General features: G+C 68.4%; 12 protein-coding genes. 7 read left to right on the top strand and 5 right to left on the bottom strand.

Annotated elements, in window-relative coordinates; translation table 11 throughout:
• Nucleotides 1–184 precede the first annotated feature (184 nt).
• Together PHR85_RS14300 and PHR85_RS14305 are read left to right on the top strand one after the other, a co-directional pair.
• Nucleotides 185–1,432: a transposase gene (locus PHR85_RS14300; protein ID WP_300055576.1), complete on the top strand. Its 1,248-nt coding sequence runs from the start codon at nt 185–187 to the stop codon at nt 1,430–1,432.
• A gap of 55 nt (nt 1,433–1,487) precedes the next feature.
• Nucleotides 1,488–1,937 (top strand): type II secretion system protein N, encoded by a 450-nt coding sequence (locus tag PHR85_RS14305; RefSeq protein ID WP_300055579.1) that lies wholly within the window; start codon nt 1,488–1,490, stop codon nt 1,935–1,937.
• 44 nt (nt 1,938–1,981) lie between these two features.
• Here the strand turns inward: PHR85_RS14305 and ilvA are convergent, their stop codons facing one another.
• From ilvA to PHR85_RS14320, 3 genes are all read right to left on the bottom strand, one after another.
• Complete coding sequence (gene ilvA, locus PHR85_RS14310) at nt 1,982–3,547, bottom strand: threonine ammonia-lyase, biosynthetic (RefSeq protein WP_300055582.1); 1,566 nt, start codon at nt 3,545–3,547, stop codon at nt 1,982–1,984.
• 83 nt (nt 3,548–3,630) lie between these two features.
• Nucleotides 3,631–5,613: an EAL domain-containing protein gene (locus PHR85_RS14315; RefSeq protein ID WP_300055585.1), complete on the bottom strand. Its 1,983-nt coding sequence runs from the start codon at nt 5,611–5,613 to the stop codon at nt 3,631–3,633.
• Nucleotides 5,610–6,182, bottom strand: coding sequence for a molybdopterin-dependent oxidoreductase (locus tag PHR85_RS14320; protein WP_300055588.1), 573 nt, complete (start codon nt 6,180–6,182; stop codon nt 5,610–5,612). Before PHR85_RS14320 ends, PHR85_RS14315 begins: the two co-directional genes overlap by 4 nt.
• A 256-nt stretch (nt 6,183–6,438) precedes the next feature.
• On the opposite strand from PHR85_RS14320, the gene PHR85_RS14325 reads away from it, so the two are divergent.
• A complete protein-coding gene (locus PHR85_RS14325; RefSeq protein WP_300055591.1) occupies nt 6,439–6,891 on the top strand; it encodes an OsmC family protein in 453 nt (150 codons plus the stop codon).
• 9 nt (nt 6,892–6,900) lie between these two features.
• On the opposite strand, the gene coq7 is transcribed toward PHR85_RS14325, so the two are convergent.
• Both coq7 and PHR85_RS14335 read right to left on the bottom strand, forming a co-directional pair.
• A complete protein-coding gene (coq7, locus tag PHR85_RS14330; RefSeq protein WP_300055594.1) occupies nt 6,901–7,563 on the bottom strand; it encodes a 2-polyprenyl-3-methyl-6-methoxy-1,4-benzoquinone monooxygenase in 663 nt (220 codons plus the stop codon).
• Nucleotides 7,564–7,642: 79 nt separating this feature from the next.
• The gene (locus tag PHR85_RS14335) at nt 7,643–8,425 is read right to left on the bottom strand and encodes an SDR family NAD(P)-dependent oxidoreductase (RefSeq protein WP_300055597.1); all 783 of its coding nucleotides are present in this window, start codon (nt 8,423–8,425) and stop codon (nt 7,643–7,645) included.
• A gap of 341 nt (nt 8,426–8,766) precedes the next feature.
• Between PHR85_RS14335 and PHR85_RS14340 the strand changes: the two genes are divergently transcribed.
• From PHR85_RS14340 to PHR85_RS14355, 4 genes are read left to right on the top strand one after another with little or no spacing between them, the layout of a single operon-like run.
• Nucleotides 8,767–9,708, top strand: coding sequence for a TatD family hydrolase (locus PHR85_RS14340; protein WP_300055600.1), 942 nt, complete (start codon nt 8,767–8,769; stop codon nt 9,706–9,708).
• A complete protein-coding gene (locus PHR85_RS14345; RefSeq protein ID WP_300055603.1) occupies nt 9,705–10,235 on the top strand; it encodes a DNA-deoxyinosine glycosylase in 531 nt (176 codons plus the stop codon). The genes PHR85_RS14340 and PHR85_RS14345 overlap by 4 nt, the downstream gene beginning before the upstream one ends.
• Nucleotides 10,235–11,008 (top strand): spermidine synthase, encoded by a 774-nt coding sequence (locus tag PHR85_RS14350; RefSeq protein ID WP_300055607.1) that lies wholly within the window; start codon nt 10,235–10,237, stop codon nt 11,006–11,008. The genes PHR85_RS14345 and PHR85_RS14350 overlap by 1 nt, the downstream gene beginning before the upstream one ends.
• The gene (locus tag PHR85_RS14355) at nt 11,005–11,916 is read left to right on the top strand and encodes a DMT family transporter (RefSeq protein ID WP_300055610.1); all 912 of its coding nucleotides are present in this window, start codon (nt 11,005–11,007) and stop codon (nt 11,914–11,916) included. The genes PHR85_RS14350 and PHR85_RS14355 overlap by 4 nt, the downstream gene beginning before the upstream one ends.
• Nucleotides 11,917–11,926: the final 10 nt, after the last annotated feature.

The following is an 11,926-nucleotide window of genomic DNA, read 5'->3' on the forward strand; positions in this document are numbered from 1 at the left end:
GCCGCCTGGGGTCGGGCAACTCAGCGAAGTAGGTCTGGGGGTTGGCAAGCATGCCTTCAGTATCCACCCGGCCAGCTCAATAGCCCAGTCTCAGATCATTCCCGGGCTACATAGCGCAATCGCCCTGCCCGCGCAGCGGGCCTTTCAGTCCGTGTACAGTGCGCTCTGCTACGATGACTGAACCATGTCGATCAAGGCTTTCCGTTTCCAGCTTCGCTTGAAGACCGGCACCGAGCGCGCCCTGCGCCGGTTTGCCGGCTCGTGCCGCTGGGTGTGGAATGCCGCGATCGCCGAGCAGCAGCGCCGGCGCGAGGCGGGAGAGAAGTTCGCCGGGCACGCGGCCATGTGCAAGTGGCTCACTGCATGGCGACACGCGCCCGAAACCGCTTGGCTCGCTGAAGCCCCGATCCATCCGCTGCAGCAGACGCTGCGCCGGCTCGAAGCCGCATACCAGCGCTTTTTCGCGGGCCAGGGCGGCTATCCGAAGTTCAAGCATCGCGGGCAGGATCCGGGTCTGCGCTTCCCCGATCCAAAGCAGTTCGCGTTCGATGCGGGCACTTCCCGCGTGAAGCTGCCCAAGCTCGGCTGGCAGCGCGTTCGCCTGTCGCAGCCCGTGGTCGGCGAACTGCGCAACGCCACGGTCACGCGCGAGCGCGGTCATTGGTTCGTGTCGCTGCAGGTGGAGTTGCCCGACGTGTTGCCGGCCGCAGATCTGGCGCCGACGCTGGGCATCGATCTGGGTGTGGCCCTGTTCGCGGCGACCAGCGACGACCAGAAGATCCAGCCGCTCAATGCGCTGGAGCGCCAGCAGCGCCGCCTCAAGCGCTACCAGCGCGCCGTCTCGCGCAAGGTCAAGGGCTCGCGCAATCGCCGCAAGGCGGTGGAGCGGCTCAGCCGCATCCACGCGCGCATCGCCGCGCAGCGCAGCGACTGGCTCCACAAGCTCAGCACCCGGCTGGCCGATGCACACCCCGTCATCGCCATCGAGGACCTGAGGGTCGCGGCGATGTCGGCCAGTGCCGCCGGCACGGTGGAGGCACCGGGCAAGCGGGTGCGACAGAAGGCGGGGCTGAACCGGGCGATCCTCGATCAAGGCTGGGCCGAGTTCCGTCGCCAGCTCGAATACAAGTGCGCAGCCCGAGGCGGAGCCGTGGTGCCAGTGAACCCGGCCTACACCAGCCAGCGCTGTAGCCACTGTGGCCATGTCTCGGCCGACAACCGCCAGACGCAAAGCGTCTTTGCCTGTGTGGCCTGTGGCCACACCGAAAACGCGGACACGAACGCCGCGAAGAACATCCTGGCCGCCGGACTGGCGGTCTGGTCCTGCGGGACCACAGCCTGTGGAGCGGAAGTCAGCCGCGCCAAGCCCGCGAGGGCGAAGCGCGCAGCCGCGAAGAAGCAGGAACCCACCGAGGGGCTGATGCATGCCTAGCGCGCGCACCCACCCGGTAGGAATCCTCGGCCTTCAGGCCGAGGAGGAGGTCAAAATGTCCCGCACCCTGCGTCCCGCCTTTCAGGCCGCTGCGGCACCGCGCTGGCTGGCCGCCGGCCTCTGGCTGCTGGCCGGCCTGTCGGCCAGCTACTGGGGTCTGCACGGCTGGGGCGATGCCGAGCTGGCCTCGGTGCCGGCGCCGGCGGCCGAGCGGACGCTCGCCGACCCGCGGGCCGTGGCCCGTGGCCTGGGCGCCGGGGTGCCTGTCGCTGCCGAGCCTGCGCCGGCCGATGCCAGCCGTCACGTGCTGCTCGGCGTGGTGCGCGCTGCGGGCGGCCGTGGCGCGGCGCTGATCGCGACCGACGGCCAGCCGCCCAAGCCCTACCGGGTCGGCGCGGCGCTGCCCGGCGGACTGCTGCTGCGCGAACTCACGCCGCGCGAGGCCTGGCTCGGTCCCGCCGAGGGCGAGGCCACGCAGCGCCTGAGTCTGCCGCCCAGGCGCTGAAGCGGAAGACCGGGGGCGCAAGCACCCGGCCGCGTTGAGTCGGCTCAGGCCTGCAGGAACAGGCGGTAGAGCGGGTTCTGTGTTTCCTCGACATGCGGGTAGCCCAGCGTGGCGATGAAATCCTCGAAGGCCTGGCCATCGGCCTGCGGCACCTGCAGCCCGACCAGGATGCGGCCGTAGTCGGCACCCTGGTTGCGGTAGTGGAACAGGCTGATGTTCCAGTTCGGCCGCATCAGGCTCAGGAACTTGAGCAGGGCGCCCGGACGCTCGGGGAAGGTGAAGCGCAACAGGCGCTCGTCCTGCGCCAGCGGCGAATGGCCACCGACCATGTGGCGGATATGCTCCTGCGCCAGGTCGTCGTGCGTCAGGTCCAGCGTGGCAAAGCCCTGCTGGTCGAAGTTGGCCGCGATCTTCGCGCTCTCGCCCTTGCCGTGTGCGGTCAGACCCAGGAAGACATGCGCGACCTTCGCGTCGCTGATGCGGTAGTTGAACTCGGTCACGCTGCGTGACCCGCCCGGCAGGTGTTCGATCGCCTCCAGGAAGCGGCGGAAGCTGCCGCGCTCCTCGGGGATCGTGACGGCGAACAGCGCCTCGTGTTCCTCGCCGACCTCGGCCCGCTCGGCGACGAAGCGCAGCCGGTCGAAGTTCATGTTGGCGCCGCACAGGATGGCGGCGTAGGTCTCGCCCTCGGTGTGGTGCTCGGCGACGTATTTCTTGATCGCCGCCACGGCCAGCGCGCCGGCCGGCTCGACGATCGAGCGGGTGTCGACGAAGACATCCTTGATCGCGGCGCAGACCTCGTCGGTGTCGACCGTGACATAGCCGTCGACCAGCTGCCGCGCGATCCGGAAGGTCTCCTCGCCGACCAGCTTGACCGCGGTGCCGTCCGAGAACAGCCCGACCTCGGACAGCGTGACGCGATGCCCGGCCGCGACCGACTGCATCATCGCGCTGGAGTCGTTCATCTGCACGCCGATCACCTTGATCTCGGGGCGCAGCGCCTTGATGTAGTTGGCCACGCCCGCGATCAGGCCGCCGCCGCCGATCGCGACGAAGACCGCGTCGAGCCGGTCCGAGCCCAGGCCCTGCAGCTGGCGCAGGATCTCCATCGCGATCGTGCCCTGGCCGGCGATCACGTCCGGGTCGTCGAAGGGGTGGACGAAGGTCAGGCCCTGCTCCTGTTGCAGCTGGATCGAATGGTCGTAGGCGTCGGAATAGCTCTCGCCGGCCAGCACGACCTCGCCACCGAGTGCCTTGACCGCGTCGATCTTGAGCTGGGGCGTGGTGGTCGGCATCACGATCACGGCCCGGGTGCCGAGCTTGCGCCCGCCCAGGGCCACGCCCTGCGCGTGGTTGCCGGCCGAGGCGCAGATCACCCCCTTGGCCAGCTGCTCGGGCGTCAGGTGCGCCATCTTGTTGTAGGCGCCGCGCAGCTTGAAGCTGAACACCGGCTGCTGGTCCTCGCGCTTGAGCAGGATCTGGTTGCGCAGGCGCCGGCTCAGGTTGCGGGCCGGCTCCAGCGCCGTCTCGACCGCGACGTCGTAGACGCGCGCGGTCAGGATCTTCTTGAGGTAGTCGGCGGGAGTCAGGGCGGGAGTCGTCTGGGGCATAGTGAGGGGCGTGGGGGGCTGGCTGGGCGGGCGAATGGAAAATGGCGGCGCGGGGCCGGGCCGCGGGCAAGGTCAGCCCTCCATCATAAATCCGGCTCGGCGATCGCCTGCAGCAGGCGGTCCAGGGGTTCGGGCCGGTGCCAGTGGTAGCCCTGGCCGAAATCGACGGCATAGTCGCGCAGCAGGGCCTCGACCTGCTCGTCCTCGATGCCCTCGGCGATCGTGAGCTTGCCCGTGACCTGGGCCACGCGGCAGATCGCCTGCACGGTGACCTGGTCGTAGGCGTCCCGCGCCAGCCCGCGTATGAACTGGCTGTCGATCTTGAGGTAATCCACCGGCAGGCTCTTGAGGTAGCCGAAGGACGACATGCCGCTGCCGAAGTCGTCCAGCGCCACCTTCACGCCCAGCCCCTGCAGGGTCTTGATCAGGGTCCGCGTTTCGTCGATGTTGGCGATCGCGGCGGTCTCGGTGATCTCGAACACCAGCTTGCCTCCGGGCAGGCGGCGCCGTTCGAGCTGGTCGATCAGGAAACGGTGAAAGGCCTTGTCGCCGACCGACTGTCCGGACAGGTTGATCGCCAGTTCCGCGAGGCCATCGAGGGCATCGCGGTGCTGCTCCAGCCAGTCCAGCGTCGCGCCGATCACCCAGCGGTCGACGCGGCTGGTCATGCCGAAGCGCTCGGCGGCCTGCAGCAGTTTTTGCGGTCCGAGCAGCTCGTCGCCCTCCTGCAGCCGCAGCAGCACCTCGCCCTTGATGCCGCGCGGCGGCAGGCTTTCCCGCAGCGGCACGATGCGCTGCCAGTAGAGGCGCAGCTGGTCCTCGTCGAGGGCGCGATCCAGCCTTTGCATCCAGTGCATCTGGCCGCGATAGGCTTCGATGTCGCAGTCGCTCTCGTGATACAGATGGACGCGGTTGCTGCCCATGGACTTGGCCACGTAGCGCGCCGAGTCCGCCGCCTGCAGCACGGCCCCCGTGCTGGTCCAGCGCCCGTTGAGCATGACCAGGCCGACGCTGGCACCGATGTGAAAGCGTTGCCCGGAAAACACGAAGCGGTAGCCATCCAGCCGCGCGCAGAGCTGTTCGGCGATTTGCAGCGCCTGCGGCTGCTGGCGCTCGTGCAGGATCACGCCGAACTCGTCGCCGCCCAGGCGCGCCAAGGTGTCGCTGGGGCGCAGGCTCGCGCCGAGCAGTCGGCCCACTTCGCGCAGCAGCTGGTCGCCGGCATGGTGGCCGCAGGCGTCGTTGACCACCTTGAAGCGGTCGAGGTCGATGAACAGTACGCCGTCCTCGGCCTGCTGCGGGCGCAGCGATGCCAGCCTGAGATCGAGCCGGCGTTCGAATTCGTCGCGGTTGCTCAGTCCGGTCAGGGCATCGTGCGTGGCGCGGTGGCTCATCTCGGTGTGCAGGGCGCCGAGCTCGTCGTTGCGCCGGTGCGCGAGCCGCAGTTGGCGCAGGATCAGGAAGGCGAAGGCCAGCACCAGCAGTGCCAGCGTGGACACGGAAACCGTGGTGGTCTTGAGCTGCTCGCGTATGACATGCAGGTGCTCGGTGGTCTGGTGGTTCTGTGCCGCCGTGCTGCCCAGGACCAGTTGCCTGACCGTGCTGATCTGCCTGGCCAGCAGCGGCTCCATCCGTGCCAGCTGGTCGCTGTCGAAGGGCGGGGGGCTGGATTCATCGCCCAGGTAGGGGTCCAGGGACGCCAGGACATGCTCGATGCTGGTGACGATGGGTGCCAATTCGGGCAATTTCCGGAGCTGTGCGCCAGCATCGCCCTGGCGCAGCAGCTCGAAGCGGCTCGCGAGGATCTGGTAGCGCAGCGCGAGCTCGGCCATGTCGGCGTTGTGCCGACCCGCGCGCAGGGTGTGCTGGAGCTGGTTGAGCAGCCTCAGGTATTCCAGTTCGAACTGGTAGTAGTTCCAGGGCGTGTTCGAGCGGTTGATGGCCAGCGAGCGCTCGACGGCCCGCCATTCCTGCAGCTGGAGCCAGCCCACTCCGCCGACCAGCAGCGTCATCGTCAGCGCGATGATCAGCAGCGTGCGCGAGCGACCCGTGGCGGGTGATTTCATCTGATCGTGATCCTCCTGACCTGCCAGATCGAGCGTCCGTAATAGAGCTGGTTGTGCAGTTCGGGATAGGAGTCGAAGGGGTAGATCAGGAACAGCGGACCCTTGTTGCGCACGCTGATCGCCTGGCCGTTGAGCTGCCAGGCGAGCACGGGCTGGTAGCGTTGCAGGTCGGACAGGGGGATGTCGACCGAGTAGTCGTTCAGCGCCGTGATGTGCAGTGTCTTGCCCGCCGGCTTCAGCAGTTCGAGCAAGTCCTCCAGCCGGGGCCCGCCGAAGGTCACCGCGCCATCGTGCCAGGGGGTGTGGGTCGTCACGTTGTACTGGGGCAGCACCCTGAGCACTGAGGCATCGAGCTGGATGAGCTGGCCGCCATCGGGCGGGCTGATGGCGCCATCGATTTGCAGCGTGAACTGCGCCGCAGTCGTGGTCGTCGCTTTGACGGCGTTGCCTGCAGTCGTGGGCTGTGCGTCGACTTGGTTGCCACAGAGGGCGCCAGCCAGCAGCAGGCCGCATGCCGTCAGGCCAGATGAAGGATAGGAACGGGTCAGATTGCTGCCCACGGGATTCATGCTGCGGCGAAAGTTGTTTTGTTTTCGCTAGATGATACGCTTGTGACAAACACAAAAAAAAGCCCGGATCGCAGATCCGGGCTAGAACCACCCATAGAGGGCAGAGGAGACAATCGTCAGCGGAGCCTGAGCCCCGGGCGATGCAGCGGAATCGTTGCCGATGCCTGTCTGCATACAATGACGTTAGTATAAACCCTAGGTTTTTGCGTTGCAACAACTTTTTCGCAAAACCCTTCAATTTTTTGGAGTCCCCCTGATGGAATGCACCGTGACCTGGACCGGAGCCACCGGCACCCGCTCGAACATGGGCTTCGTGGCCGAGACCGGCAGCGGCCATGTGCTGATGATGGACGGCGCGCCCGACGAGGCCAAGCCCGAGAACGGCGGCGCCAACCTCGCGCCGCGCCCGATGGAGACGCTGCTGGCCGGCACCGGCGGCTGCACCGCCTATGACGTGGTGCTGATCCTCAAGCGTGGCCGCCACGATGTGCGCGGCTGCAGTGTCAAGCTCAGCAGCGAGCGCGCCGAGACCGAGCCCAAGGTCTTCACCAGGATCCACATGCAGTTCACCGTGACCGGCAAGGGCATCCCGCCCGCCGCGGTCGAGCGCGCGATCGAGCTGAGCCACCACAAGTATTGTTCGGCCAGCATCATGCTGGGCAAGACGGCCGAGATCACCACCGGCTTCGAGCTGATCGAGGCCGACTGACCTTTCGGTTCAGATGCGGCGCGCGATCGTGGTCATGACCTTGGCCGAGGCGCGCATCACGGCCCTGACCGGGGCCGGCAGCACCATGCCGCCAGCGGCCTGCGCCTCGTCGGCATGGCGGATCTCGTCGGCCTTCATCTGCTGCACGATGGCGCGCGAGACGTGATCCTGGGCTGGCAGCTGGTCGAGATGCTGGTCGAGGTGGGCCTCGACCTGGCGCTCGGTCTCGATCACGAAGCCCAGGCTGGTCGCGCGGCCCAGGCGGCCGGCCAGCAGCCCGATGCCGAAGGCGCCCGCGTACCAGAGTGGGTTGAGCAGCGAGGGCCGAGAGCCAAGCTCGTCGAGGCGCTGCTTGCACCAGGCCAGGTGGTCGGTTTCCTCCTGACCAGCGGCTTCCAGGTGGCGCGCGAGCCGTTCGCGTTCCTGTGCGCCGCCAGGGCCGAGGCGGGCGGCCAGCGCCTGCGAGGTGTAGAGTGCCTGGGCGCAGATCTCGCCCACATGGTTGACCCGCATCAGCGCGGCCGACAGCGCCTGGTCGGCCTCGGACAGCTCGGTCGGAACGGCTTCCAGCGTGGTCGGGACAGGGGTGGGGCGGCTGGCGCGATGGGGGGCGAACAGGGTGCGCAGCGCGCTGTCGGCGGCGATCAGGCTGGCATCGACGAAGTGGCTCATCAATTCGACTCCGGTACGGTATGGCGCGTGATTATCCCAGTCCCTCAGCCAGCAGGTTCTGATCTGGGTCAGCGCCAGATCAGCTTGCGTCGCGCACGTCGGCGATCACGTCCTGGCCGAAGTCGGGCCGATCCAGCCAGGCCAGCACCTGGGCCGCGGCCTGCTCGGGACTGGCCAGCAGGCCCTGCTCGTGCAGCCCGACGAAGCGCGCGCGGTCGGGAAAACCTTGCGGATCGGCCGCGCGCAGCTGGACCTGCATGCCGGTGGCGATCACGCCCGGCGCCAGCGCCACCACCTTGGCGCCATGCGGCCGCTGTGCCTGTTCGAGCGCGACGCAGCGGCTGAAATGGTCCAGGCCGGCCTTGGCCGCGCAGTAGGGCGATTGCGATGCCATGGCGCGCCGGCCCAGGCCCGACGAGATGTTGAGCAGCTTGCGCTCGCCCTGCCAGCCGGCATCGACCCAGGCCTGGGTCGCGCGCAGGAAGGCGCCCGACAGCAGCATCGGCGCTTCCAGCCCGACGCGCAGGGCCAGGACCAGCTCATCGGCCGGGCAATCCTGCAGCGGGACGATGGCGGGCAGCAGGCCGGCGTTGTTGATCAGCGTGGCGCTGTTGAGCGCGGGCGCGTGCAGGCTGTGCAGCCAGCGCTCGAGCCGCTCGACCGCCTCGCCCGCGTCGCTCAGGTCCTCCGACCATTGTTCGAGATGGGCGCCGGCGGCGCGGGCCTCGTGCGCGAGCTCGTCGTTGAGATGGCGCGACAGGCACAGCAGCAGATGGCCGGGGCGCAGCAGCTGGCGCGCCATGGCCAGCCCCATGCCGCGCGAGGCGCCGGTCAGGATCGTGAGGTCTTGCGGGGAGTTCATGGCGACAGGATAACGCTGACTGCGCCCGCGAGTCATCAGCCCTCTGCGCGGCGAACCAGGCAGCGGTCTGCGCGAGCGTGAATAATCGATTGACATCCTCGCCGCCATCAATGGCGGTGATTCCTTCTGCGAGACGGCCATGCCCGGCCGCGTCAGCTTGCGCCGACTCATTCAGCAAAGCGCCTACCTCTCGGACTCCCATGTGGGACGGCGAATTACCGGGAACTGTTGTGCTGGGCTCCGACTGCCTGATGGCAAAAAAAGAATTTGGAACCGTCGTGGCAACAGCAGAAATCTTAGCAGAGAGAGACTCGCTAGACATGCTGCGGAATAATCGGTGCATGTGGATCGATACGCATTGCCATCTCGACGCGCCCGAGTTCGGCCCGGATCACGCCCTGGGCCTGCAGGCTCGCGAAAGCGCGCGCGCCCTGGGCGTCGCCCTGTGCGTCTATCCGGCGGTCGAGCGCGCCAACTTCGACGCCGTGCGCGAACTGGCGCACCGGACTGGCGACGCCTACGCGCTCGGCATCCACCCGCTCTATGTGCCGCGCGCGCTGGACTCAGACCTGCGGGCGCTGGCCGACGAGCTCGAACGCCGCGCCGGTGACCCGCGCCTGGTCGCGGTGGGCGAGATCGGGCTCGACTTCTTCGTGCCTGAACTCTGCACGCCCGCGATGCGCGAGCGCCAGTGGCAGTGCTACCGCGAGCAGCTGCGGCTGGCGCAGCGCCACGGCCTGCCAGTCATCCTGCATGGGCGGCGCTCGGTCGACTGGCTGCTCAAGGGGCTGCGCGAGGCGGCCGCGCGCGGGCGTCCGGTCGCGGGCGGGATCGCGCACGCCTTCAACGGCAGCCTGCAGCAGGCGCAGGTCTTGCTGGCGCTGGGCTTCAAGCTCGGCTTGGGTGGCGCGGCGACCTTCGATGCCGCGCGCCAGTTGCGCCAGCTGTTCGCCACCCTGCCACCCGACGCGCTGGTGCTTGAGACCGACGCACCCGACATCCCGCCGCAGTGGTGCTATGTCAATGCCGCCGAGCGCGCGGCGGGCCGACCGCAGGGCCTCAACAGTCCGGCCGAGCTGCCGCGCATCGGCGCCGGGCTGGCCGGGCTGCGCGGACTGACGCCCGATGCGCTGGCGGACCTGAGCACGGCCAACGCGCTGGCGGCCTTGCCCAGGTTGACGGCGCTGCTGCCGTTGCTGGCAGGGGCGGTTTCACCCGTTCAGACGGTTCGCCAGGTGGAGGGCTCGTCTCCCGCCAGCGCTGCCAGCAACCCCGAACCATGAGCATCACCCCGCTGCCGCCCGCGCGCCTGCATGGTCTGGCGCCGATCCTCGATGCCGACACCCGCCTGATCGTGCTCGGCAGCTTCCCGAGCGTGACCTCGCTGCGGGCACAGCGTTACTATGCCCACCCGCAGAACCAATTCTGGAACATCCTCGGCGCCCTCTGGGGCCTGCCGCTGCACGACATGAACTACTCCGAAAAGACCGACGCCCTGCGCGCCCATGGCCTGGGCGTCTGGGACGTCTACGCCGCCTGCGAGCGCGAGGGCAGCCTCGACAGCGCAATCAAGAACGCGCAACTCAACGACCTGAACGGCCTGAAAACCCGCTGCCCGCGCCTGCAGGCCTTCGCGCACAACGGCGGCGAGAGCTTCAAGCACGCGCGCCACACCCGCGCGCTGGGACTGCCGGTGCACCGTCTGCCTTCCTCCAGTCCCGCCAACGCGAGCTGGTCCTTCGAGCGCAAGCTCGCGGCCTGGCGCGAGGTGTTCGCCTCCCATGGCCTGACCCAGCAGGAGGGCGTGTGATGGCGACCAGGACCCGCACCAGGACTGATCCCGACAACCTGCCCGAGGTCACGATCTCGGAGGACAGCGAGGTCCGCTTCCTGCATCTGGGCACCGAGTGGGTGCAGGGCAGCATGCTGATCAAGGAGCCGTTCGAGATCGAGCTCGAATATGTCCAGCGCATGATGGCCTGGCTGCTGTTCGTCGATCCCGACACGGTGGCCGCGCGCCACGCGATGCAGCTGGGCCTGGGCTCGGCCGCGCTGACCAAGTTCCACTTCAAGAAGCTGAAGATGGACACCACCGCGATCGAGATCAACCCGCAGGTGGTCGTGGCCTGCCGCACCTGGTTCAAGCTGCCGCCCGACAGCGCCAAGCTGCGCGTGATCCTGGGCGACGCGGCCGAGGTGGTGCGCCACGCGCCTTTCCACGGCGGCATCGACGCGCTGCAGGTCGATCTCTACGACCACGAGGCCGCCGCGCCGGTGCTCGACAGCCCCGACTTCTACGCCGACTGCCGCCACATGCTGACCGACGAGGGCTGCATGACGGTCAACCTGTTCGGCCGCGATGCCAGCTACGAGCGATCGCTCGAAAGCATCCGGGCGGCCTTCGGCGCCGAGGCGGTCTGGGCCTTCAAGCCGACGCGCGACGGCAACACCATCGTGCTGGCGCAGCGCACGCCCAGCCACCCGACGCGGATGGAACTGCTCGCGCGCGCCGAGGTGGTGCAGGAGCGCTGGGGCCTGCCGGCGACCAAGTGGCTCAAGGTGTTCAAGCAGTCGACGACATGAGCGCGGCGGCGCGCGCGCCCCGCTCCGGTGCCGGGCTGCTGCTGGCGCTGGCGGGCGCGATCGCGTTCAGCGGCAAGGCCATCATCGTCAAGCTGGCCTACCGCCACGGCGTCGATGCGGTCACGGTCATCATGTACCGCATGCTGTTCGCGCTGCCGCTGTTCCTGGGCTTGAGCTGGTGGGCCACCTACCATTCGAGTCGGCCGGTCGTTCCTCTGACACGGCGGGACTGGCTCGGCATCCTCGGGCTGGGCTTCAGCGGCTATTACGCGGCGAGCATGCTGGACTTCTGGGGCCTGCAATACATCAGTGCCAGCCTGGAGCGGCTGATCCTTTATTTGAACCCGACCCTGGTGCTGTTGCTGGGCTGGCTGCTGTATCGGCGTCCGATCCGCCCGCGGCAGTACGGCGCGATGGCGCTGAGCTACGCCGGCATGCTGCTGGTGTTCGGCCACGAGCTCAGTTTCGAGGGCCACGCCACGCTGATCGGCGGCGGACTGGTGTTCGCCAGCGCGGTCAGCTACGCGCTCTACCTGGTCTACAGCGGCGAGCTGGTCAAGCGCCATGGCTCGCTGCGCCTCGTCGGCCTGGCGACCAGCGTGGCCTGCCTCCTGTGCATCCTGCAGTTCCTGCTGCTCAAGCCGCTGTCGGCGGCCATCGTCGCGCCCGAGGTGATCTGGCTGTCGCTGCTCAATGCGCTGGCCTGCACGGTCGCGCCGGTGCTGATGGTGATGATGGCGATCGAGCGCATCGGCCCGGGCCTGACCGCGCAGGTCGGCATGGTCGGCCCGCTCTCCACCATCGGCATGGGCATGTGGATCCTGGGCGAGCCACTGAACGGCTGGATCCTGGCCGGTACCGCGCTGGTGCTGGCCGGCGTGCTGTGGGTCACGCGCGCCAGACCCTGAGGCGGCCGCG

Source organism: Malikia sp. (assembly GCF_028687635.1).
Lineage (GTDB): Bacteria > Pseudomonadota > Gammaproteobacteria > Burkholderiales > Burkholderiaceae_C > Malikia.

Coding starts and splice junctions, on each gene's coding strand:
- PHR85_RS14300 (WP_300055576.1), top strand. CDS start 185: ATGTCGATCAAGGCTTTCCGTTTCCAGCTTCGCTTGAAGACCGGCACC.
- PHR85_RS14305 (WP_300055579.1), top strand. CDS start 1,488: ATGTCCCGCACCCTGCGTCCCGCCTTTCAGGCCGCTGCGGCACCGCGC.
- ilvA (WP_300055582.1), bottom strand. CDS start 3,547: ATGCCCCAGACGACTCCCGCCCTGACTCCCGCCGACTACCTCAAGAAG.
- PHR85_RS14315 (WP_300055585.1), bottom strand. CDS start 5,613: ATGAAATCACCCGCCACGGGTCGCTCGCGCACGCTGCTGATCATCGCG.
- PHR85_RS14320 (WP_300055588.1), bottom strand. CDS start 6,182: ATGAATCCCGTGGGCAGCAATCTGACCCGTTCCTATCCTTCATCTGGC.
- PHR85_RS14325 (WP_300055591.1), top strand. CDS start 6,439: ATGGAATGCACCGTGACCTGGACCGGAGCCACCGGCACCCGCTCGAAC.
- coq7 (WP_300055594.1), bottom strand. CDS start 7,563: ATGAGCCACTTCGTCGATGCCAGCCTGATCGCCGCCGACAGCGCGCTG.
- PHR85_RS14335 (WP_300055597.1), bottom strand. CDS start 8,425: ATGAACTCCCCGCAAGACCTCACGATCCTGACCGGCGCCTCGCGCGGC.
- PHR85_RS14340 (WP_300055600.1), top strand. CDS start 8,767: ATGTGGATCGATACGCATTGCCATCTCGACGCGCCCGAGTTCGGCCCG.
- PHR85_RS14345 (WP_300055603.1), top strand. CDS start 9,705: ATGAGCATCACCCCGCTGCCGCCCGCGCGCCTGCATGGTCTGGCGCCG.
- PHR85_RS14350 (WP_300055607.1), top strand. CDS start 10,235: ATGGCGACCAGGACCCGCACCAGGACTGATCCCGACAACCTGCCCGAG.
- PHR85_RS14355 (WP_300055610.1), top strand. CDS start 11,005: ATGAGCGCGGCGGCGCGCGCGCCCCGCTCCGGTGCCGGGCTGCTGCTG.